The sequence below is a fragment of the Richelia sinica FACHB-800 genome, from assembly GCF_014698825.1.
In the GTDB taxonomy this organism is placed as follows: Bacteria; Cyanobacteriota; Cyanobacteriia; order Cyanobacteriales; family Nostocaceae; genus FACHB-800.
The window spans coordinates 45,863-67,843 of sequence record NZ_JACJTT010000014.1 but is presented as its reverse complement, the minus strand read 5'-3'; the positions used below and the strand labels follow the sequence as shown (position 1 = coordinate 67,843).

18 protein-coding genes are annotated in these 21,981 nt (G+C 41.6%); 10 read left to right on the top strand and 8 right to left on the bottom strand.

Going from position 1 to position 21,981, the window contains the following annotated elements:
• Positions 1-67 precede the first annotated feature (67 nt).
• Positions 68-649 carry a hypothetical protein gene (locus H6G73_RS12215; protein ID WP_190604722.1) on the top strand — a complete coding sequence of 194 codons (582 nt, stop codon included), beginning with the start codon at positions 68-70 and terminating at the stop codon, positions 647-649.
• On the opposite strand, the gene H6G73_RS12210 is transcribed toward H6G73_RS12215, so the two are convergent.
• The gene (locus H6G73_RS12210; protein ID WP_190604720.1) at positions 650-2,767 is read right to left on the bottom strand and encodes a DNA phosphorothioation-associated putative methyltransferase; all 2,118 of its coding nucleotides are present in this window, start codon (positions 2,765-2,767) and stop codon (positions 650-652) included. It lies immediately after the preceding gene.
• Between the two features lie 624 nt (positions 2,768-3,391).
• On the opposite strand from H6G73_RS12210, the gene H6G73_RS12205 reads away from it, so the two are divergent.
• Positions 3,392-3,616, top strand: a complete 225-nt coding sequence (locus H6G73_RS12205; protein WP_190604718.1) for a hypothetical protein — start codon at positions 3,392-3,394, stop codon at positions 3,614-3,616.
• Between the two features lie 55 nt (positions 3,617-3,671).
• On the opposite strand, the gene ribD is transcribed toward H6G73_RS12205, so the two are convergent.
• The 4 genes from ribD to H6G73_RS12185 form a co-directional block, all read right to left on the bottom strand.
• A complete protein-coding gene (gene ribD, locus H6G73_RS12200) occupies positions 3,672-4,769 on the bottom strand; it encodes a bifunctional diaminohydroxyphosphoribosylaminopyrimidine deaminase/5-amino-6-(5-phosphoribosylamino)uracil reductase RibD (RefSeq protein ID WP_190604792.1) in 1,098 nt (365 codons plus the stop codon).
• Positions 4,770-4,904: 135 nt separating this feature from the next.
• Entirely contained in the window at positions 4,905-5,519 is a 615-nt protein-coding gene (gene mreD / locus H6G73_RS12195; protein ID WP_190604716.1) for a rod shape-determining protein MreD, read from the bottom strand.
• Positions 5,491-6,351: a rod shape-determining protein MreC gene (gene mreC, locus H6G73_RS12190; protein WP_190604714.1), complete on the bottom strand. Its 861-nt coding sequence runs from the start codon at positions 6,349-6,351 to the stop codon at positions 5,491-5,493. Before mreC ends, mreD begins: the two co-directional genes overlap by 29 nt.
• 90 nt (positions 6,352-6,441) lie before the next feature.
• Positions 6,442-7,449 (bottom strand): rod shape-determining protein, encoded by a 1,008-nt coding sequence (locus H6G73_RS12185; protein ID WP_190604712.1) that lies wholly within the window; start codon positions 7,447-7,449, stop codon positions 6,442-6,444.
• A 371-nt stretch (positions 7,450-7,820) separates the two neighbouring features.
• On the opposite strand from H6G73_RS12185, the gene H6G73_RS12180 reads away from it, so the two are divergent.
• Positions 7,821-8,183 (top strand): single-stranded DNA-binding protein, encoded by a 363-nt coding sequence (locus H6G73_RS12180; RefSeq protein ID WP_190604710.1) that lies wholly within the window; start codon positions 7,821-7,823, stop codon positions 8,181-8,183.
• Positions 8,184-8,300: 117 nt separating this feature from the next.
• On the opposite strand, the gene H6G73_RS12175 is transcribed toward H6G73_RS12180, so the two are convergent.
• Positions 8,301-9,047 (bottom strand): SIMPL domain-containing protein, encoded by a 747-nt coding sequence (locus tag H6G73_RS12175; RefSeq protein ID WP_190604707.1) that lies wholly within the window; start codon positions 9,045-9,047, stop codon positions 8,301-8,303.
• Between the two features lie 317 nt (positions 9,048-9,364).
• Between H6G73_RS12175 and H6G73_RS12170 the strand changes: the two genes are divergently transcribed.
• The 4 genes from H6G73_RS12170 to murI all read left to right on the top strand — a co-directional run bounded on the left by H6G73_RS12170 (position 9,365) and on the right by murI (position 16,714).
• Positions 9,365-10,825, top strand: coding sequence for a cation:proton antiporter (locus tag H6G73_RS12170; RefSeq protein WP_190604705.1), 1,461 nt, complete (start codon positions 9,365-9,367; stop codon positions 10,823-10,825).
• A 914-nt stretch (positions 10,826-11,739) separates the two neighbouring features.
• A complete protein-coding gene (locus H6G73_RS12165) occupies positions 11,740-13,572 on the top strand; it encodes an N-acetylmuramoyl-L-alanine amidase (protein WP_190604703.1) in 1,833 nt (610 codons plus the stop codon).
• Between the two features lie 246 nt (positions 13,573-13,818).
• Entirely contained in the window at positions 13,819-15,708 is a 1,890-nt protein-coding gene (locus H6G73_RS12160; protein ID WP_190604701.1) for an N-acetylmuramoyl-L-alanine amidase, read from the top strand.
• 148 nt (positions 15,709-15,856) lie between these two features.
• Positions 15,857-16,714 carry a glutamate racemase gene (gene murI / locus H6G73_RS12155; protein ID WP_190604699.1) on the top strand — a complete coding sequence of 286 codons (858 nt, stop codon included), beginning with the start codon at positions 15,857-15,859 and terminating at the stop codon, positions 16,712-16,714.
• A 79-nt stretch (positions 16,715-16,793) separates the two neighbouring features.
• On the opposite strand, the gene H6G73_RS12150 is transcribed toward murI, so the two are convergent.
• Entirely contained in the window at positions 16,794-16,988 is a 195-nt protein-coding gene (locus H6G73_RS12150; RefSeq protein WP_190604697.1) for a hypothetical protein, read from the bottom strand.
• Between the two features lie 970 nt (positions 16,989-17,958).
• On the opposite strand from H6G73_RS12150, the gene sds reads away from it, so the two are divergent.
• The gene (gene sds, locus H6G73_RS12145) at positions 17,959-18,930 is read left to right on the top strand and encodes a solanesyl diphosphate synthase (protein ID WP_190604695.1); all 972 of its coding nucleotides are present in this window, start codon (positions 17,959-17,961) and stop codon (positions 18,928-18,930) included.
• Positions 18,931-18,998: 68 nt separating this feature from the next.
• Here the strand turns inward: sds and H6G73_RS12140 are convergent, their stop codons facing one another.
• Complete coding sequence (locus tag H6G73_RS12140) at positions 18,999-19,472, bottom strand: hypothetical protein (protein WP_190604790.1); 474 nt, start codon at positions 19,470-19,472, stop codon at positions 18,999-19,001.
• A 168-nt stretch (positions 19,473-19,640) separates the two neighbouring features.
• Here H6G73_RS12140 and hetZ point away from each other — a divergent pair, with 168 nt between their 5' ends.
• The gene (gene hetZ, locus H6G73_RS12135; protein WP_190604693.1) at positions 19,641-20,831 is read left to right on the top strand and encodes a heterocyst differentiation protein HetZ; all 1,191 of its coding nucleotides are present in this window, start codon (positions 19,641-19,643) and stop codon (positions 20,829-20,831) included.
• Positions 20,824-21,810, top strand: a complete 987-nt coding sequence (locus tag H6G73_RS12130) for a PatU (protein ID WP_190604691.1) — start codon at positions 20,824-20,826, stop codon at positions 21,808-21,810. Before hetZ ends, H6G73_RS12130 begins: the two co-directional genes overlap by 8 nt.
• The last annotated feature ends 171 nt before the right edge of the window (positions 21,811-21,981 follow it).

The window sequence follows — 21,981 nt, the reverse complement described above, 5'->3', positions numbered from 1 at the left end:
CAATGTAGAGACGTTCCGACGGAACGTTTCTACGAGTTTAATATTATTTATAATAAAAATAAATCTCATGCACTATGAAAATATACAACTAGGCAAATATCTCAACTTAAAACAATTCTGTACCTGTACACAAACATATCAAAAATATTCTCCAAATATTAATCCCTATCCTCAAAATCACCAAGAGACCATTCCCGCATTACAACAACTGAATCAATTTATTATTGACCCAATAATTGATTATTTTGGCATTGAAAAATTTCAACTTACCTATGGTTTTTGCTCACCAGATTTAAAAAAATACCTCGAACAAAAAGACCCAATTACCGGTGAAAAAAATGGCAGAGTAGCGCCTAACCTAGACCAACATATGAGCCATGAAATAAATAAAAATGGTAAATACTACTGTGAAAGATTAGGAGCTGCCTGTGATTTTCTGATTATCGACTTACCCAGCAATCAATTAGTAGATTGGATATTACGAGCCAAATTACCCTTTGACTCCCTATATTTCTACCATCCCCATAGACCCATCCATATTAGTTATGGGCAACAACATAAACGAGATATTTGGACATTCAACGATTCTCGACAACCAACCAAAAAAGGAATTGAGAATTGGCTAAAATTAGCCAAGGAAATTAAATAATTAATCCTCTGTTACCTTGTGCCGATTTTTACGTCGATTATTAATAGCTGATTTTAATAATTTCACTTTATAAGGATCTGCATCCTTCATCCAAGTTAATTTATGATGCTTAATTTCCGCACAATGCTCTCTTAAACATCTCTGCCAACCAGACAAATTGCCAATATTGCGCCAGTCATCAAATAATCCCCAATCTTCTTCTTGACGAGTCAATCTCACCAATTTTTCATACTGATAATAATCAGGGGTAACTAAGGCATCTTTACAATGTAATATTGGTGGATCATCCGCAGTGTCATATTCCCGATAAGTCACATGTAAATCGCGCAAGTCTACTTCCATTGCTTTCAACAAAAGTGGATGAGCCTCTGTATCAAATTCTGGATAAAATAAATAGGAAATCTTGGGTTTTTTCGTATGAAACTTAATTACATTTGCTGCTTCTAATCTGCCAATAGTCCGACTAGCACAGCCTTCATACAGCCGCAGAATGGGGTCAAGGGACTGGAGTGCAGAGATATGTACCCACAGAGAACTACTGAAAACTTTGCCAATTTTACTATTTTGACAATGTTCTATAATTAGTTCTGTATTGCCCAAACTATGCAGCATCTCGTCTGCTTGCAACCAAGCTTGTTTATAACTACCAAATAAACCTAAAATATCTTCTTGCACTTCTGGTGCTAATGTCGCAAACTTGGGACGACGGCTAAATTGACACAAGGCTAAATAAACCATCAAGTCTTGACGACGTTGTTGAGCGATCGCTTCCCACTCTTCTGGGTTCGTTGCCTGTAAAATAACATTAAAGGCTCGGCGTAAACTGCCAAATTCAGCGCAGATAGGTTCTTCCTGTTCCAATTCCCCCGACCCAGGTAAGCGACCACGTTCTGTGACAAACGCCATCAAAGGTTGTAAAAGTTGTTGATATTCTGCAAATCGCTTGACACTAGTCCGCACTTTCGGAGTTGTGGCCCGCGACCGGAAGCGAGAAGCGCGAAATAACTGTGCTTGTGCTTCATCCCGAAACACAAAATATACTCCCAAGGCTACAGGAATTGCATCTACATTCAGCACTTGGTCAATATATATTTTCAGTTCTTCCTGCTCATAATACTTTTGAAAGGTATTGCGGTTGGTAATGACACCATCACCATAAGCAACTACACCTTTTTTACTATCTGCAATCAAAACTTGAGCAGAAACTAATAATACCCTTTGTGTCAGTTCCCACGCTTTAACTAAAGCCTCTCGTCGTTCGCTTTGGTCTTCAATGACATTAATCACAAAGCCAAGATTCACAATATCCGCAGATGTACAAGGAATATGGGGAGAATAATAAGGGTCCCAACCAGCACTAGTAAATTCCATTTCCCCAATACGTCGAACATCTCCCCCATGTCCACACCCATAATCAAAAAAGGTGGTTTCTTGGGTAAATAAACCAGCTTCCCAAGCTAAACGTACAGGTCTAGATAAATCATGACGGACAATTGCTGCTTTATGACGTTGGATTTTTGGTGTTAAATTACTGGCAACATGGTTTTTCTTTTGAATCAAGTTATGACCATGAATTTCTACTCCGTGGGTTTCTAACCTTCTTAACCAACCATCCCTTGTGCCAATACCTCTAGTATTATCCAGTAACCCTAAAGCTTCTTGTGCTTGGGTTAAGGCTGCAAATTGTTCATAAAGAGGATAATCAGGTGTAACAAAAGTTTCTTTGCGATGAAGAATCGGTGGGTTTTCTGAGTCTCTATAATCGCGATAACTAACTGCCAGAGTATTTAAATCTACTTGAATACTAGTGTGTAGGGCCGGGTGGGGGTCAATATCAAAATCAGGATAAAATAGGTAAGAAATCCTGGCTTTACTGAGACTAAATTTGACTAGAGTTGCTTTTGCTCCTTGAGGCGCAACATCACGAGCAAGACGCTCATATTTTTGCAGCAAAGGGTCAAGAATATGCAGAGCTAATATATGAATGTAAAAGGCATCTGGTAAAAGCTTACCTGCTGTGCTTTTTTGACAGTAATCAGCAATGATATTAATTTCTATTAAGTCTGAATTGACGCAGGTTTCTGTAACAATGTTCTCGCTATTGTCAGGCGTAAACATGGCACTCATAAATGGAGAAATGCTGCTTTGTTCAATTCTCTCATTCTTTTTCCTGATCAACTCTGGAAATTTATTACTACCTCACTCATAGCGTTTTAATTTAATGATGATACAAAATACTTGAGTCATGATGACTCCATTCCATTTGTGCAAAATTGGTCAAATTGGCTTTTGCAGATCAATCCTTACCAATCCCTAAAATTACATATCTGGGTTATCCTTGATTGGCCTAGATTTTTGACCAAAATTAGCGTATAATTCGGGACTAGTGATGGTAAGCTTCTCTTTTGACATTTACGGTAATTTCACGCTAGTCAGCTTATTTGTGTCCGCTTAAACTAAAAATCGTAGTCTCCATGAAGTTTGATTCAGATAATTGAATCAAAATTGTCGCTTGAAAAACACAATCTCATCTGACGGTGTGATTAACAAATTGTCTCCAGGTTAGTCAATTTTTGTTAATTTAATTTATGAGATTTCTTGGTTCTTAACGTTCATATAAATATACATCTAGTAATTAAATTTTTAATAATACTTATCTCAGGTTGTAGATTTATTCCGTCAGCTAACATCGGAATTGTGTAACCTAAAAACAACGCAATTTAATGATTTATTAGAGGTCTGATGACTCCTTCAATCTTACGTCAGCTTTGGTCTATCGTTGAAGCCGCTCAAACTGTAACTCTACTACAGTTAGACGATGCCAGTTTGGTGCAGTGGCTGGTGAAACAAACAGCCAAGCAAATATTGTTAGATGCTAATGAAACTGATTATCTGTATGACTACATTCGCGCGCGACTCAATTTGATTCGCGAGCTAGCTTATGAGCGCCAACATTCCTATAATTAGGGCAATTGATGGTGTAACCTGAGGAAGAAATACCTAAATAATTCAGGGCAAATGGCTACAAAGTTTTTTGTGATAAATAACCTTCCACCAAACAGTCGGAACCAATAACACGCCAACTTACACGTTCCAAGGATAATGCTTCAGTCATCGTATTTAAACCTAAGTCTCCTACAGGTGTAGGTGCATGGTTACCACCAATGATTTTGGGAGCGATAAAGGCGAGAATTTTTTGTACTGCTCCTTGAGCGATCGCACTAGCTGCTAAAGTACCGCCACATTCCCATAGAACGCTACAAAAACCACGGTCATATAAATGTGCGATCGCCTGATTTGGTGTCAAAGATGGCAACTCTACCACCTCCACACCCTTGGCACCTAAAAACTTTTGAAAATCTGGTGCAGACCCCACCTCAGTTAACACCAAGGTTGGTGCTTCCTTTGTGTCCCATAAATAAGCATTTTGCGGCAAATTTAATTGCCGACTCATCACCACCCGCAAAGGATTGTGCATCCCTTCTTTATGACTAGTCAGGTGTGGGTTATCTAGTCTCAGCGTATTTCCACCCACTATTACCGCGTCACAAGCGGCCCGGAGTTGATGAACTTCACTGCGAGCATCTTGATTGGTCACCCAAGCACTATGACCAGAACTAGCAGCAATTTTGCCATCTAAAGTCATGGCATATTTGAGAATTCCCAAAGGTCGCTTGTGGACAATGCGATGAATAAAACCTTCATTCAGCTTTTGACAAGCTGCTTCCTCTACACCTACCACCACCTCTATTCCCGCATCCCGTAACCGGGCAATACCACCCCCAGCTACTAAAGGATTAGGGTCAACCATGCCCACAACTACCTTAGATACTCCCGCAGCTATTAACCCTTCCGAACAAGGTGGTGTGCGACCATAGTGGTTACAAGGTTCCAAACTGACATAAATTGTCGCACCTTTAGCCCTCTCTCCTGCGGCTCGCAAGGCAAAAACCTCTGCATGGGGTTCACCGGCACGGGGATGAAATCCTTCACCGACAATTTCGCCATCTTTGACAACTACAGACCCCACTAAGGGGTTAGGAGAAGTGCGTCCCAAAGCACGACGGGCTAATTCTAAGCACCTTTGCATCATGCGGGAGTCAAAATCACTACCTACCATTGCCTGAGTTGGGTTATCTGCGCTCACTAGAAATTGTCCTGTGGGAATTTTAGATTTGAGATTGAGGATGGAAAAAAACAGTTAATAGCATGGTGTTTATGGATAATTTTGGATGTTGACTTTCACCAATACATATTAAGAATTATGAATTAATTTCAGCTTTTGCCACCAGCGATTGAGGGGATAGTAAATTACAGGGGCCCACAAACTGCTGAGAATAGCTGAAGCTAAGGCTGCACGTTGATAATAAGTCCAGATTGTTTCCAAAGTGCGATCGCCCATTAAAGACAACTGCACTGCAAAAATCGTATCTGCTACCACTGCCATCACAAATACAATCAAGGCAATAGAAATAAAATCCTCTTGAATAAAACGCTGCTTTTGCATTAAAGCCGTCAGCACACCTACCACCCCTAAACCCACTGCATGGGAAGGATCAGGTGCTGTCATGGCATCTTGCAGCATCCCCAAAACTACACCAGACAATAGACCAGCCACAACCGAGCGTTTGACACTCCAAACCACTACCCAAATCAACAACCAGTTGGGGCCAATACCCAATAATTCCATTCCTGGTAAGCGGGTAGGTAGCATCAATAAACATAACAAAGCAGAACCACCTATCACCATCCAGTCCATTAGTTGCCGCATCCATGGCCGCCAAAGTGCTAGAGGTGGTAAAAATGATTTGGAGTTACGCGCTGACGATGTTTTTCGTCTTTTATTGCCTGTCAGTCCCAGAATTTTCATTTTTTACAGAATCTTGCAGAAGTGAGTTAGACGTTTCTGGCTGTTGACTTACCCCATTAACTTGTTCCTGGTCTGGTTTATCTGGTTTGGGATAGACAGTTACCCAGTCTAAAGAGCGAATGGGTGGAAATAACTCCACTTTAGCCACAGATGCTGGCAATTTCTTTAAATCTAAAGATATGATCCTGCCCACAGGCACACTAGAGGGATACTTTTGACTGTAGGTAGATGTAGAAACTAAATCACCTACTTTCACATTGGGGACTTTTTCGTAAAACTCCAGTACCCCTTGTGCTGACGCATCTCCTCTCAATACACCCTTGGCAGAAGTGCGGCTAATAGTCACACCGACTTGGCTTTTTAAATCACTCACCAGTAGCACACGGCTAGTATTGGGGGTAACTGCTTCTACTAAACCCACTAAGCCACCATCGGCTTTGACAATAAATCCCTGTTGAATACCCGCATTAGTACCTCGATTCAGGGTTACTTGCTGCCACCAGTGATCAGCACTTCTACCCATAACCCTGGCAATAATGGGTTTAGCTGACATTGGTTTCTTTTCCACATATGCTAACAAGCTTTGTAGCTTTTCATTTTCGCTTTCCAGGTCAGCAATTCGTGTTTGTAACTCCAATAACCGTGCATCTCGCCTTTGTTCTTCAACGCTCGGACTTGGCTGTAATGTCTGCAAGGGGCGAGTTATGCCTTGATACAACTCCAGCAAGAACGTACCTTGAGTTTGTCTTAATGTCCAAGCGCCAGCCACTACTAGAACGAATAAACCTAAATGTAATGCCTTATGCTCCCACCAATGTCTTCCGGTAAACATTTATTCCTATAAATACAGATACACAATATTGAAGATAATGGATTCTATAGTTTAGCAGTACAGAACCCAATATCGTCCTGAAACTGTTCCTTACATATTGCGAGAACGACCACTAAATACCCGTTCTAATTGCTTAAAGTTTTCTAAGACTCTGCCTGTTCCCAGGACTACACAGCTTAAAGGGTCAGCTGCAATGTGTGTGACAATGCCTGTTTCATGGCTAATGAGAGTATCTATACCTTTAAGTAAAGCTCCTCCACCAGCTAACATGATGCCTCTATCTATTATATCGGCAGCTAGTTCTGGTGGTGTTCTTTCCAAAGTCCGTTTTACTGCCTCAATAATCACTGACAAAGGTTCTATCATGCTTTCACGTATTTCTGGTCCTTTGATAGTGACTGTTCTGGGTAGTCCAGATAGCAAGTGTAAGCCGCGGACTTCCATCATTGCGTCTTCATCGTCACGGACAGGATAGGCAGAACCAATGCGAATTTTGATGTCTTCAGCAGTACGTTCTCCTATGACCAGATTATGAACTTTCTTCATATACTGAATGATTGATTCAGTTAATTCATCTCCAGCAATACGTACTGATTCACTAATCACAGTACCTTGAAGACTTAACACAGCAACTTCAGTTGTGCCACCACCGATATCAATGATCATGTTACCAGTTGGTTCAGCTACAGGCAGTCCAGCCCCAATTGCTGCTGCTACAGGTTCATCAATCAGGTAGACTTCCCTCGCACCAGCTTGAGAAGCTGCGTCCATTACGGCTCGTCTTTCCACTCCTGTGACACCGCTAGGAATACCAATGACGATTCTTGGTAGAATTAGGGATCTGCCTTCGTTGACCCGTTGAATAAAGCTTTTAAGCATCAACTCAGCAGTATCAAAATCCGCAATCACACCATCACGCAAAGGTCGCAAAGCAACTACATTGCCTGGTGTCCGTCCGAGCATTTTTTTTGCTTCTTCTCCCACCGCTAGCGCCACTTTTTCATTTTGATCAATGGCAACTACTGATGGTTCTTGAAGTACAATGCCCTTGCCAGATACATATACAAGGGTATTGGCTGTACCAAGGTCAATACCCATATCCCATGATGAGCGAAAGTTCCTAAAAAGACCCACGCGTTGCTACGCCCCCTATTTGCGCTACTTGTGAATAAAACAGTAAGAGTGAATTGTGCTGGATTCTATTATGTTTTGCCGCCTAACTCCAGTAAACCAGACTATTTTTTTCTATAGTTTTTGTCAATCTTAATAGAAACTAGAGAGTATTGAGTTGTCATTGAGTCAAGGTAACTCAGTAGGACTGGATCTTCTGAGAATGATAACAAGTATGGTTTAGCTCATTTAATTGATTTATTTATATGGTTAATATTTAGCATCTTTTAAACACTTTCACAATTAGTTATTATAGGATGCAGCATAAATCAGTACAAGTGTATTGAGAGGAAAGACCTATGAGTATTAATGTCGTCACCCTAATTGGTCGTGTGGGAACTGATCCGGAAATGAAGTATTATGACTCTGGCAGTGTGGTGTGTAAATTAACCTTGGCCGTAAATAGGCGATCGCGCAATAGTGATAAACCAGACTGGTTTAATCTAGAATTGTGGGGAAAAACCGCAGAAGTTGCTGGTAATTATGTCCGTAAAGGCAAACAAATAGCCGTGAAAGGTTCTCTTAAGTTTAACACTTGGAACGATAGACAAACTGGCGCACTTCGCTCTTCTCCAGTTATTCAAGTAGAACAATTAGAGTTGTTGGGTTCCAAACGTGACGAAGAAGGCGATATGGGAGATATGTCTCCAGATAATTTTTAGAACAGGTGACAGGTGACAGAAAGAGAGGAGGAGAGGGGGAGGAAAAAGAAGATATTCCTCCTTGTCTCCCTTGTCCCCCGTGTCCCCCTTACCTTCCTGGTGCCTATAGAGCAATTCTTAATAACTAATCTGTAGGGTGACAGAAGCTTGTACTTCCTGTTCACCACCCAATATCGGGGTAGATGCAGCATCCATTGTGGCTTTCGCAGCTTCAGCACGGTAAAGCATGGGTGGTGGTGGGGCACTAGCACCATTAACTTGAATGCTCACCACCTCTTTTGCTTGTAATCCCAAGGTACTGAAAACAGCTTCAGCTTGTTGTTGTGCATCCTGAGTAGCTTTTTTGAGAGCTTGTTTCTGGGCACTAGCGATCGCATCATCACTAGCTACAAAGCTGACACCATTGATTTGCGTAGCCCCAACTTTAACAGCTTCATCTAATATCACCCCCGCTTGCTCAGTTGCTACCCGAAAACTAACCGTATTCCCTGCAGCATAACCAGTGATGCGTTGTACATTATTGGTGTAGCTATAAACAGGATTGAGACGTACTCCAGTAGTTTCCAATTTTTGGACATTTCGGCTTTTCAATAGCGCTACCACAGCTGATGAGCGACGGGCCGCTTCTTGCTGCACTTCCTTAGCAGTTTTCCCTTGAATTTCCACCCCTAAACTCACTTGTGACAAAGTAGTGGGAATCGTTTCTGTTGCACGACCACTGACAGTCAAAGTTCGCCACAATTTTTCTTTTTCTTGAGCTGATGTCGGTAAAGCAAAAGTTCCACAAACCAGCAACACTAAAATTCCCGTTTTCCACCATTTACCAGTAGATAAAGACATACCAAATAAACTAGGTTGAGACATAAAATTTGCACTCCTCACCAAGTGAACAATCTTAATTTATGGATGTTTGCATGGAAATTGATTTAATCCATACAAGATTTAAAAATTGATATTTCTACTTTGGCACTGATAATCTGGCAATCAAGAGTGGTTACATTTTTGGAAACTGAAAAAATGAATCTCTACAGAGATTAGTTGATCACATATTGACTGTGGAAAAGAGAACTGGTTATGCTGACAAACTTCTGATAGCACAGCCATCTTCCTGGTCTCCCTCCTCTTGATTCATCTATGTCCACAAAAGGTTACAAATAGAGAGAAGGATTTTTGCGTAACCAATGCAGTTTTTAAATGCAATCAACTTCTCTTATCCTCTACTAGCCAGTGCTACAGAAACAGCTGATAGTTCCATGGTCATAGCATCTGTGCTCTTGAGCTTAGTGGTCATCTACTTTGCGAGCAAGGTGGGAGGGGAATTATCCAATAAAGTAGGTCTTCCACCCGTTTTGGGTGAACTTGTCGGTGGTGTCATTATTGGTGTTTCTGTTCTGCACCTGTTAGTGTTTCCAGATGGTGGAGCAGATAGTTCTAGTTCCTTGATTATTAGCTTTCTGCAAACTACAGCAGGATTGACTCCTGAAGCCGCACCCCAGGTATTTGCTGCTCAGTCAGAGGTAATTTCAGTTTTAGCAGAATTGGGTGTGATTATTCTGCTATTTGAGATTGGTCTGGAATCGAATTTAAAAGACCTGTTAGCCGTAGGTATCCAGGCTACAGTAGTAGCAGTGGTAGGCGTGGTAGTTCCCTTTGCTGCTGGTACTGTCGGGTTAATGACGTTATTCGGTATTAGTCCTGTCCCAGCAATTTTTGCAGGTGCGGCTTTAACTGCTACGAGTATTGGTATCACCTCCAAAGTGCTCTCAGAACTGGGACGGTTGAATTCCAAAGAAGGGCAGATAATTCTGGGGGCAGCTGTTATGGACGATGTGCTGGGAATAATCGTCTTAGCAGTGGTAGCTAGCTTGGCTAAAAACGGTGAAGTCGATGTGAGCCAAGTGTTCTACCTGATTCTCAGTGCTACTGGTTTTTTGGTAGGTGCAATTATTCTGGGGAATGTTTTCAATAAAACCTTTGTAGCGATCGCTGATAAACTCAAAACTAGAGGTGAAGTAGTCATTCCCGCTTTCATTTTCGCTTTTGTCATGGCTTACCTGGCTGCTGCTATTCAGTTAGAAGCCATTCTGGGAGCCTTCGCCGCAGGTTTAGTATTAGAGGAAACCGACAGACGTAAGGAACTGCAAAAGCAAGTTATCCCCATTGCTGATATGCTAGTTCCAGTTTTCTTCGTTACTGTTGGTGCAAAAACTGATTTAGGAGTCCTCAATCCAGCAATTCCCAGTAGTCGGGAAGGTTTGATTATGGCAACTTTCCTGATCACAGTAGCCATTATTGGTAAAGTAGTGACAGGTTTGACAGTCTTTGGACAACCAGAAATTAACCGTCTGGCAATTGGTGTCGGTATGATTCCTAGAGGTGAGGTTGGGTTAGTTTTTGCTGGTGTCGGTGCAGCCAGTGGTGTGCTTTCCAAGCCACTAGGAGCAGCAATCATCATGATGGTAATTTTGACTACTTTTTTAGCTCCGCCTTTACTACGATTTGTATTTCCAGAAACAAACACAGAAGTTGCGCTCAATGGTGCGACTAATACAGCATTAAAAATTGAATCATCACCTTCTTTAATTGCTACTTCCCATGAAGATAGAAATACAGAGATTTTCTCAGATTCTCATGAAAGTTAAGTTCTAATACCAGTTCCATTGTTCTAGGAGCGCTCCTTGATCATCTGGAGTGCCTCCTGGCATCTTGTTTTTACTCCTCTCTAGTTCTCAAATTTCTCAAAATCTTTCCACTGGCATCTAATATCATTTCTGTCTAGACACAACCGTCTGAAAGTAAATTAAGGGAAACTTATCTTGAGCAATCTCCGTCCCCTATCATTCAACAAAGTTCAGAGTAGCTTGTCTTTTCTGCGCCTGGCTAAACTAAAAAATTTACTCCACTCAATTTCCAAAACCTATCATTATCAATTTTTTGCTTTTCTTGATGCTTCTGCCATAATTAACTACTAACTTTGATGATTACTCTAGTAGTTGTGAAGGATTGGAGAAAAAAGTTTCTTCTTGCTTACCCCTTCTTGACATTTACTAATCACCATGGACAGGATAATGAAGCCATATTCTGACCATGATTCGAGCTAGCAAAAATAGCATCTGCCAAGAGGTTGAATAGACGATGTAAATAGAAAACCTTGGTATTACCTTTGATATATAAATATCCCCTGAGAATTTAAAGCATTAATTTCTGATTAAGTCAAGGGTTTGTAATGGGACTTGACGTAACGGACTCTGTTCTGTTTATCTTTTTGTGGTTCAGATCAAGAAGTGATTTATTATGTGTAAGTACCGTGAATGAAGTATCAATTACCATCAATGAAAATTGGCAAATACAAGATTAATGATGAAAGTATGAGCATTTGACGAAAATATTGAAGAACTTAGCTGTATTAAAAAGTATAAAAAAATACAAAAAACAGATTTGGTCGTCACTTCAAAGCTTTGAGCAAGGAAAATCAGCCATCGATGAAACTAGACAACAAATGATAAAAATCTATTTTCTTTATCTATCATCTGTTATTTATTGAGGAGTCAAGATTATGAAAATGCAATGGTTAATACCTGGTACTGTTGGTACTATCTGTATGGTGTCCTCACCTAGTTGGGCAACAGATATCAAATTAGAATCTTGGCGCTTCGATAGTCAAAAAAACCATTTAGAAATACAGACATCCAGTGCTGTTCAACCTAAGGCTCAACTGATTTTTAATCCCACCCGCTTAGTTATTGATTTACCAGGGACAAAGTTTGGCCGTCCACAGTTAACCCAAAATGTTGGGGGAGCGATACGGGCTATTCGGATAGGTCAGTTTGAGAAGGAAACTACCCGTGTCGTGGTGGAATTAAATTCTGGTTATACTCTTGACCCTAACCAGGTAAAGTTTATCAATATCACTGCTAAACGATGGAAAATACAGTTACCAAAGCCAGAAGCAGAGTCAGTGACTGGTGTTAATAATACCTATAATTTGGCGACCATTGAATCTCAAGCACAACCAGAATTATCACCCATTGCGAATAACAATTCTGGCATCACACAAGTAGAAAATTTACAAACCACAGGGGATGGATTTTTTATTCGTACCAATGGCAGTAATTCTAGAATTACAACTATTCGGAGTCGCGATCGCTCCACTATATTTATTGATATTGCTAGTGCCACTTTATCCCCACGTTTAGCTCAGGGCAAATTGCAAATTAACAAGCATGGTGTAAATCAGATTGAATTTACCCAGCTACAAACTCAGCCCTCTGGTGTGCGTGTCACCTTGCGAGTAGATCCTAATAGTCCTGATTGGCAAGCCAGAAACAGTAGTTCTGGTGGCTTAGTGCTACTACCCTCCAGACGAGTGAGTAGTATCCCCGAAGATAATGAAATTCCTACTCCCATTGTGCGTCCAACTCAATCAACAGCCACCATTCAAGCCGTAGAATTAGCCGGCAATGGGACACAATTATTAATTAGAGCCGACCAACCTCTAGCCGCTACAGGGGCATGGGATAGAAAAACAGGTTTATTTAAAATTACAATTGCCAATGCCAAATTAGCCAACAGAGTTGCTGGGCCCGCTTTTGACGCTAAAAGTCCGATTCTGCGAGTCCGTCTCCAACCCCAAGCTCCAGATACAGTCCTTGTTTATGTCCAGCCAGCCGCCGGTGTGCAAGTTGGTGAACTCAACCAAGTGGGAGAAAAGCTAATAGCATTACAATTACAAGGCTCACGCCGCATCACCCCACCAATTGACTTACCCCCTTTACCATCCAACAATGGTCAGTTGCCAGATCCCAATGTGAAAAATCCCCGGACTCCATCACGTCCAGTAGTTCCTAAGGGAAGATTAGTAGTGTTAATTGACCCTGGACATGGTGGCAAAGACCCTGGTGCTATTGGTATTGGTGGAGTGCGTGAAAAAGATATTATCCTGCCTATCAGTCAAAGGATAGCGGAGGTATTACAGCAAAACGGTGTACAGGTAGTTATGACCAGGAATGCTGATTATTTTGTCACTCTCCCAGGCAGAGTGGAAATGGCAGCTAGAGCAAGAGCGGATGTGTTTGTCAGTATCCATGCTAATTCGGCTGGTGCAGGTCGTCCGGAGGTGAGCGGATTAGAGACGTATTACTACGACAATGGTCTACAACTGGCGCGGGCGGTGCATAACAGAATTCTTCAAAGTGTCAACGTCCGAGACCGAGGTGTGCGTCGTGCCAGATTTTATGTCCTGCGTAAAAGTTCTATGCCCTCGATTTTGGTGGAAACGGGTTATTTAACTGGTAGGGATGATGTGGCGAAGTTACAAAACTCAGCGTATCAAAATCAGATGGCTGAAGCGATCGCTCAAGGTATTCTCCAGTATTTAAGACAACGATAAAGTGACCATATCTATATCCAGGGAACAATACTCTCAAGTTTAAATTCCCACTTCTTGGCAATTTCTACATGGTAAAACCATAGGCATGTGCTAGAATCTTACGCCATTAGCTGTGTATTGATCCCAGCACTAAATGCCAGGGTTAAAACGTCAAGATTTCGGTTGAGGCGGTGATGGTGTGAGGATTAGCAAGAATCTTCAAAAGGTATTGACGGCTTCTATAAAAGCAAATCAGGAGAAAGAATTGTGAAACTACACTGGTTAATACCCGGTACTGTGGGAACCATCTTCATGCTATCGTCGCCAACTTGGGCCGCTAAGTTAGAGTCTTGGCGTTTTGATAGCAGCCGCAATCAATTAGAAATTAGAACATCTGGAGCGGTACAACCCCAAGCCCAATTAATTTTTAATCCCACACGCTTGGTAATTGATTTACCAGGAATTAGGTTTGACCGTCCACAATTAACACAAACTATCGGTGGTGCAATTCGTGCTATCCGCATCGGTCAATTTGATGAACAAACCACCCGTGTAGTTGTCGAACTGAGTCCTGGTTACGTTCTTGACCCCAAACAAATTAAATTTATTGGGACTACGAGTAGTCGTTGGTTGGTTCAGTTACCCACACCAGAAGTTGATACTGCTACCCCCACCGTAGACGATGAGCAGCCAACAATTGATTCTGAATCTACTATCGCCTCTCAACCAACTAGATTTCGGAACAACACCTATAACATGGTGACAACTACCCCTGTCACCCGCCCTAACTCCCCAGATTTGGCCATCAACGCCACTGGAGGAGTGCAAATCCAAAATTTGCGAGTTACTGGTGATGGTTTTTTCATTAGCACTAGCGGTGGTAATCCTCAACTCCAAGTCAATCGCAGTGATGATCAGCAATCAATCAACGTAGATATAATTGGAGCTACCTTATCAGCCAATTTGCGACAACGGGATGTATCTATTAATCGATATGGTGTGAACCGTATCCAATTTACCCAACTCTCTAGTAGTCCTCCCGCTGTTCGTATGACTTTGCAGGTAGACCGCAATAGCCCCAGCTGGAGAGCTATATCTAGTAGTGCAGGTGGTTTTGTTCTCTTACCAGACCGTTTTGGCCGCTGGGGTGAAAATCAATCATCTACACTAGTGATTAACAACTCACCTGCGACAATTCAAGCGGTGGAATTGGGGGGTAATGGTACCCAATTATTAATTAGAGGAGACCAACCTTTCTCTGGTAGTGGTGGTTGGGATAGAAAAACTGGTTTGTTTCGCATCACTATTCCCAATGCTAAATTAGCTAACCGAGTCACAGGGCCTAATTTTGGTGCTAATAGTCCGATTCTACGTGTCCGCTTGCAACCACAAGCACCCAACTCGGTTGTCGTTCTACTCCAACCTGCGGCAGGCATTCAAATTGGTGAACTGAATCAGGTGGGAGAAAAGTTATTAGCTTTACAATTGCAAAGTTCTGGTCGCTACACACCACCCACAAATTTTCCACCTCTGCCGTCGGCCAATAGACAGTTACCAGACCCAAAAATAGAGACAATTCCATCTCCTCGACCCCAGCCCCGTCTATCTGTTCCCAAGGGTAAAGTGGTGGTAGTGATTGACCCTGGACATGGGGGTAAGGATTCTGGTGCGCCTGGTTTGGGTGGTTTATTAGAGAAGGATGTGGTACTACCCATTGGTTCAAGGATTGCCTCGATTTTAGAACAGAATGGTGTGCAAGCTGTACTCACTAGAGATGCGGATTTCTTTGTCGAGTTGCAAGGACGTGTAGATATTGCTAATCGTGTCAATGCGACTGTATTTGTGAGTGTTCATGCTAATTCCGTTGACGGTCGTCCAGATGTCAATGGCTTAGAAGTTTATTATTACGACAGTGGTTACGGATTGGCGGAAGTTGTGCGTCGTAATATTCTGCAAAATATTGGCACTTTGAAGGATAGGGGTACTAGAAAAGCTAGATTTTATGTGTTGAGAAAAAACAGTATGCCTGCCATTTTAGTGGAAACAGGTTATATGACTGGCCGAGAAGATAATCCCCGTTTAGGATCACGAGAATATCAAAATCGGATGGCAGAAGCGATCGCTAGTGGCATTCTCCAGTACCTCAAATCTCGATAAAAATCCCCGCGCTCTATGAACTGAGTGGGAATTCCTCATTACACTGGTGGTATGGAACTAATAGGGCGTGCAGGATTTAGTAGTCAATCAGACCATTGTCTGCTAAATTCTGTATTTTAAATCCCACAACTAAAATCCATATTTGCCTGTGTATTCATCCTCTATCTTTGAAAGTAATCTTGACAATATTTTTGCTCAAGAACCTGCTCGCGCCCCTATAGGAGTATTTGACAGTGGTGTTGGTGGATTGACGGTACTGCGCCAAATTTATAAACAACTACCCAAGGAATCAATTATTTATTTTGGGGATACAGCTAGACTGCCCTACGGTATACGTTCTCAAGCAGAAATTTTACAATTTGTCCGCGATATCCTCAACTGGATGCAACAGTGTCGGGTAAAAATGGTGATTATGGCTTGTAACACCAGTTCTGCCCTGGCCTTAGAAATTGTTCGGCAAGAATATAATTTCCCCATTTTGGGTGTAATTCTTCCTGGTGCTAAGGCAGCAGTCCAGCAAGGACAGCGCATTGGTGTGATTGCTACACCAGCCACAGCTAAAAGTAATGCCTATCGTCAAGCTATTGTAGAAATTAATCCAGATGTGCAAGTCTGGCAGGTTAGTTGTCCAGAATTTGTACCCTTAATTGAGCAAAATCGTATCCACGACCCCTACACCACGGAAGTGGCTAGAGCTTATTTAGAACCTTTAATTCACCAAGAGATAGATACTTTAGTCTACGGCTGTACCCATTATCCCCATTTGGCCCCAGTATTGCGATCGCTCCTACCCCCACAAGTCAAACTGATTGACCCAGCTATTCATGTTGTCACAGCTTGTGCTCAAGAGCTTGACCTCCTGGGACTCAGAAACACTCACCCCCCACAACCCACCCGCTTTGCTGTCAGTGGTTGTCCCCAACAATTTGCTCAATCTGGATTATTGTGGTTAGGTTATACCCCAATGGTAGAACAGGTATACTTTACTGACGCTGCTGTATCTTAAGAATATTAAGTTATGTGAGAAAAATTTCAGAAACCAGTGACAGTTGAATACTGGTTTCTGTTTTCCTGATGATCATGTCTTATTGACTATTAACAACTTCAGTAACACTAGCTCTTAAATTACGTTCTGACTGATGCTCCGTTACTGCTACCGAGTCATTTTTAGAACTAATTTTCTTGCCAGTTCTTTTAGCTAAAGCTAACAATAAATAAACGGTAAATAAATATCCAGCTGCCAAAATAAATATCATCATAGGCATATTTTCGTAAATCATTGTTCCACCAATTGTTGATTGTTCAAAATATAAAATTCCATACCAAATCAGCAGAACTTGGACAAAATCAAAGAGTTGATTTATTGCCTTAATTCGCTATGCTAAAATCACCAGTAAAGAACAAATCTTTCCCGGTTCACAATTGATTATTTAATTAAATTTCTTGCAGACCACACATCAGACGACAGTTAAATTACCTTATGGCAATTACCAACTGCGCTCATCAGCAATCTACCTAGTCTGCATCAACTACCCCCGAACCAATCAGGATAGAGCTATCATGGCACTCAACTAATGCTGAAACCTATAGCTGTGCTTCCTTAGAAGTACGTTTTTCCATCCAAATGGCTCATCTGTCGCCCAGATGTTAGTAGGAATTATTCCTCTACTTCCGGCAGACAATAGTTATTTTCAACTCACAACACCAGTAGAGTAAAATCACCTACCGATGATTTACCGTTGGAGGGTGAATATCAGAAAAATTTAAAATCCCTAGACTTAGGGTAACACAACAGCCTGGAATTTTGAGCTAACTTCTAGACGAAATTAAAATTTTTCTAACTGGTTAAACAAAAGTTTTGGCACAACCAGCTATACTCGGAAATTTTCAATGTGTAATTAGCTAAGGCTCAATCAAAACTAGACATATATATATTGTGATTATAGTCACTATTTAAATAATTGCCATCATGGACGAGATTGGATTGTTAGCTTTATCTATCAATACTTTGGCATTAAAAGCAAGAAAATTTATTTAATGCTAATTTTGGGAATTAACACCAGTGACAGGTGATAGATAAGAGCAGTGATTTTACCTGTGCATAGAGGTTGACAGTGTTCTAGACCTATGTTGACTACTTTCTAGAACCAATTCCCGATTTTGATGAAAATTTTGCGCTGGCCCTGCGTTATCTTAAAATGAGTAAAGGATATGTAAACTTTCGTAACCTAAGCCAGAGTCCGCCCATCCATGACCCCAGCCACCTCTCTGTTTACCCCTGTGGAAGCAGACCTGCAAATACTAGCAGAAAACCTCAAGCAGCTAGTTGGAAATCGCCATCCTATTCTGTATGCCGCCGCCGAACATTTATTTGGCGCTGGAGGAAAGCGTATTCGACCAGCGATTGTGTTGTTAGTATCGCGGGCGACTATGCTCACACAAGATATTACACCCCGTCATCGCCGTTTAGCAGAAATTACGGAAATGATTCACACCGCTAGCTTGGTGCATGATGATGTCGTAGATGAATCAAATATGCGGCGTGGTGTACCCACAGTTCATGGTTTATTTGGTAATCGTATTGCCATTTTGGCAGGAGATTTCCTGTTTGCTCAATCATCTTGGTATTTGGCGAATTTAGATAACTTGGATGTGGTCAAGCTGCTTTCTGAAGTAATTATGGATCTGGCGGCTGGGGAGATCCAGCAAGGACTAAATCGTTTTGATACTAGTCTGTCCACAGAGACATACATTGAAAAAAGTTATTACAAAACTGCCTCCCTAATTGCTAACAGTTCTAAAGCTGCTGGATTACTGAGTGAAGTTTCCCCAGAAAGAGCCGAAAATTTGTATTGTTATGGACGACATCTGGGTTTAGCCTTCCAAATCGTGGATGATATTCTCGATTTCACCAGTTCTACAGATACCTTGGGTAAACCAGCTGGTTCTGACCTCAAAAGTGGCAATTTAACTGCACCAGTATTATTTGCCTTAGAGGAAAAACCCTACCTAGAAGTGTTGATTGAGCGGGAGTTTGCCCAAGAAGGTGATTTAGAACAGGCATTAAGGTTAGTTCAAGATAGTCAAGGCATCCAAAGAGCCAGAGAATTAGCCGCGGAACATACAAAATTGGCTGCGGAACACATAGCCACTTTAGAACCATCGGCATCAAGACAAGCATTAATTAACTTGACTGATTATGTACTCAGTCGGCTTTACTAAAAAAAATTTACATTGATTCTAGATTTGGGATTTGGGCTGATGCGAGTCCAAAATCCCAATTCTACTGTTTAGGCGATATTGGGAGGTACTTGTCGGCTACGTTTGTGCTGTTGTAGTTGTTGCTGAATCAAAGTCTGGAATTCTTGACGTTGCACTTCTACTGTATGGTTGTTACTTCCGGGAGTTTCCCGAAAAACTATACTGTCTACTGGTTCTAAGGCAACCAGTTGAAACAAAATTTGAATCACTGGCATAGCTTTAGCTAGTATTTGAGGGTCAAGCCCAGCAGATGAGGAGAGTGAAACATCTTGTAATGTAGGAAAAGCGTAAATGACTCGCTTTTCTATTTCTGGATTGGATCGGTTGCTCAAGGTTGTTAACACCCAATTTCCCTGCGAATTTTGCAGAATATAGTAATGGGTATGCTGTAACTTTTGAGCCAGTGCCATCAGGGTAGGAGCGATCGCTGCCACAATTTGTGGTGTTTGACCATCCTGGGGTGCATTGTTAATTAGCAATTGAATTTGTGTTTCTAAATCCATCATGACTTGTAAAAGAGTCTTGGGTCATAGCCAAAATATCAGAAGCTATCTATCCTACTCAAGGTAAGATCAGCTTGGGTTGAAGTCATCCACAAAACCCATTTTGCTCATACCCAAGGTTTTACAGGTTGTGTTTAAGTATGTTAGGGTATTTTTAATACTGAGACTATGAATTCAGCCGCAACCGCAACTACTCAGGGAGAAAAGTCAACAGGCGTGGAGGTGATTTTTCAATTTCTATTTCAGGAACTTCAGCAGTCCACCAAAGCTTCTGAACAAAATTGTCACGCTGTAGCCTCTCGCATCGCTGCCGAAGTCAACCGGATTTGCCATGAAAGCAAGCGTATCCAAGCCTCTGGAGCTATAGAAAACTCTGCTTTGACCTTAGCCAAACATCGGCTTCAACAATGTGTTAGATATTATGAATTAGGTTCTAACCGAGGCAGGGTAGAACTGCACAGCACCTTAAGTGCCATTATCTATCGTTACATTAATCCGCCCCAGAAACAATTGAGTTATCAAGGGCGGTTGACTATTATAGAAGATTTTCTCCAAAGTTTTTATGTGGAAGCATTAAATGCTTTCCGGCGCGAGAACCAGCTAGAATCTACCTATCGCCCCCAAACCTTATTAGAACTAGCTGAATATATGGCCTTTACCGAGCGTTATGGTAAACGTCGTATTCCCCTACCAGGGAGACAGCAACAGTTAATCATTTTAAGAGCGCAAACTTTTTCTCAACAGCAACCACCAGAAACCAGTGTTGATATAGAACAGGCTGCGGAAGGCAGCAGTAATGAAGGAGACGGTTCCTGGGAAGAACCAGCCATTCAACAATTGCGATCGGCAATGGCTATGCAGCCAGAACCAGAGCCAGAAGAAGAAACCTTGCGGTCGGTGGTGATTGAAGAATTAATGAATTATTTAGAGGAACGACAACAATCTGATTGTGCTGATTATTTTGCCCTACGGCTTCAGGATTTGTCAGCACCGGAGATTGAAGCAATTTTAGGACTAACCCCCAGACAGAGAGATTATCTACAGCAAAGGTTTAAGTACCATTTAATCCGATTCGCTTTATTACATCGATGGGAATTAGTCCATGAATGGTTAGAAGCATCCTTACCCACTAACTTGGGTCTAACTCCCCATCAATGGCAGGCCTATACCAGTCAATTGGATACAAAGCAACGGTCTTTATTAGAGTTAAAACAACAGGGATTACCCGATGAAAAAATCGCCAAAACCTTAGGATGGTCTATGGCCCAACTACAAAAACGGTGGTTCAAAATTTTGGAACAAGCTTGGGAAATTCGTAACTCTTTAGTGTCCGGATCAGGTGCATCTACTCATGAATAGTGACTCAGAATCCTTACAATACCAACTACTTACTTGGTTAATGATAGATAATGTCACAACTGGTGAGCAGGCCTTGGTAAAAAGTGAGGAAGATGATGGGGTATCTAACCCCCTGAATCAAAACATTACTGTCACAAGTGATGAATCAGGATTGGGAGTAGAACCCCAAACTTTTCAAATAGGAGAAATTCCTACTGTGCAAGAACGTTACCAAGCCGTCCTCAAGCGTCGGCTACAAATTCAAAGCCAAAACCACCCGCCGTTATTCCCTTGGGAATCGGAATTAGTAGATTATCCTGAGTTTGTTGAGCAACCGTCAATTGCCTCAGTGTCTGGTTGGGGGTGGTTAACACAGCCCAGTCTGCTTAATTTGCCAATCCCTATACCAGAAAAGGTATTCCAGGAATTAGCTACCAAATGTCAGGCATTGGTGACATCTTCCCTACCGTTAGGAGCAAAACTAGTTCAAGCGGTAGAGAGTTTGTTTCCTGATGAGCATCAAGCGGTCAATGATTTAGCGGGCTTGGTACTCAGAAGTGCTTATCGTTCTGGAAATGCTGTAGCTGCTACAGCACCTAATCTGCAAAGCGATTACTCAGATTTATTACCACGTCAGCAAATGGCATTGTCATTAATGGCTGCTAGACAAATGCTGGAGAATATGACGTTGGCTGTATCACTAACTGAACCTGTAGCTGAAAAACTATTGTTCAGTAGTGTTGGTAATCTCAGCTTCAAAGTTGAATTACAGTCTTTAGACCAGCTGATGCAATTAAATGTCCAAGCTGAGTTACCTATGCAAGGAAATTTACAGCTACAAGGTGAAGGCGCTACCAATCTTGCTCTTTCTCCCATATCTGTAAATCCTGGTGTTGAGTTATCCATTCCAGAGACTAACCAAACTTATTTTCTCAAGGTTGAATTTCCAGAACTCAACCAATCTCAGCCCTTTGTGTTGGTAATCAAAGTTATGATGTAAGCGTAACTACCAGTGCTAGCACGTCACTAAATAACTGCCATAGCGATTAATAATTAACAATTAATATCCTGGTTTTAAATAGACTGAGCTTTTGAATCAATTATCTTTAGGGGGGTTTAAAGCAGGTGCTATGATGAGGATACCTACAAAAATACGTAAATTTCCTTAAAT

What these genes read in the sequence shown, in the direction of transcription:
- H6G73_RS12215 (WP_190604722.1), top strand. Translation starts at nt 68, where the DNA reads ATGCACTATGAAAATATACAACTAGGCAAATATCTCAACTTAAAACAA.
- H6G73_RS12210 (WP_190604720.1), bottom strand. Translation starts at nt 2,767, where the DNA reads ATGTTTACGCCTGACAATAGCGAGAACATTGTTACAGAAACCTGCGTC.
- H6G73_RS12205 (WP_190604718.1), top strand. Translation starts at nt 3,392, where the DNA reads ATGACTCCTTCAATCTTACGTCAGCTTTGGTCTATCGTTGAAGCCGCT.
- ribD (WP_190604792.1), bottom strand. Translation starts at nt 4,769, where the DNA reads ATGGTAGGTAGTGATTTTGACTCCCGCATGATGCAAAGGTGCTTAGAA.
- mreD (WP_190604716.1), bottom strand. Translation starts at nt 5,519, where the DNA reads ATGAAAATTCTGGGACTGACAGGCAATAAAAGACGAAAAACATCGTCA.
- mreC (WP_190604714.1), bottom strand. Translation starts at nt 6,351, where the DNA reads ATGTTTACCGGAAGACATTGGTGGGAGCATAAGGCATTACATTTAGGT.
- H6G73_RS12185 (WP_190604712.1), bottom strand. Translation starts at nt 7,449, where the DNA reads ATGGGTATTGACCTTGGTACAGCCAATACCCTTGTATATGTATCTGGC.
- H6G73_RS12180 (WP_190604710.1), top strand. Translation starts at nt 7,821, where the DNA reads ATGAGTATTAATGTCGTCACCCTAATTGGTCGTGTGGGAACTGATCCG.
- H6G73_RS12175 (WP_190604707.1), bottom strand. Translation starts at nt 9,047, where the DNA reads ATGTCTCAACCTAGTTTATTTGGTATGTCTTTATCTACTGGTAAATGG.
- H6G73_RS12170 (WP_190604705.1), top strand. Translation starts at nt 9,365, where the DNA reads ATGCAGTTTTTAAATGCAATCAACTTCTCTTATCCTCTACTAGCCAGT.
- H6G73_RS12165 (WP_190604703.1), top strand. Translation starts at nt 11,740, where the DNA reads ATGAAAATGCAATGGTTAATACCTGGTACTGTTGGTACTATCTGTATG.
- H6G73_RS12150 (WP_190604697.1), bottom strand. Translation starts at nt 16,988, where the DNA reads ATGATTTACGAAAATATGCCTATGATGATATTTATTTTGGCAGCTGGA.
- sds (WP_190604695.1), top strand. Translation starts at nt 17,959, where the DNA reads ATGACCCCAGCCACCTCTCTGTTTACCCCTGTGGAAGCAGACCTGCAA.
- H6G73_RS12140 (WP_190604790.1), bottom strand. Translation starts at nt 19,472, where the DNA reads ATGGATTTAGAAACACAAATTCAATTGCTAATTAACAATGCACCCCAG.
- hetZ (WP_190604693.1), top strand. Translation starts at nt 19,641, where the DNA reads ATGAATTCAGCCGCAACCGCAACTACTCAGGGAGAAAAGTCAACAGGC.
- H6G73_RS12130 (WP_190604691.1), top strand. Translation starts at nt 20,824, where the DNA reads ATGAATAGTGACTCAGAATCCTTACAATACCAACTACTTACTTGGTTA.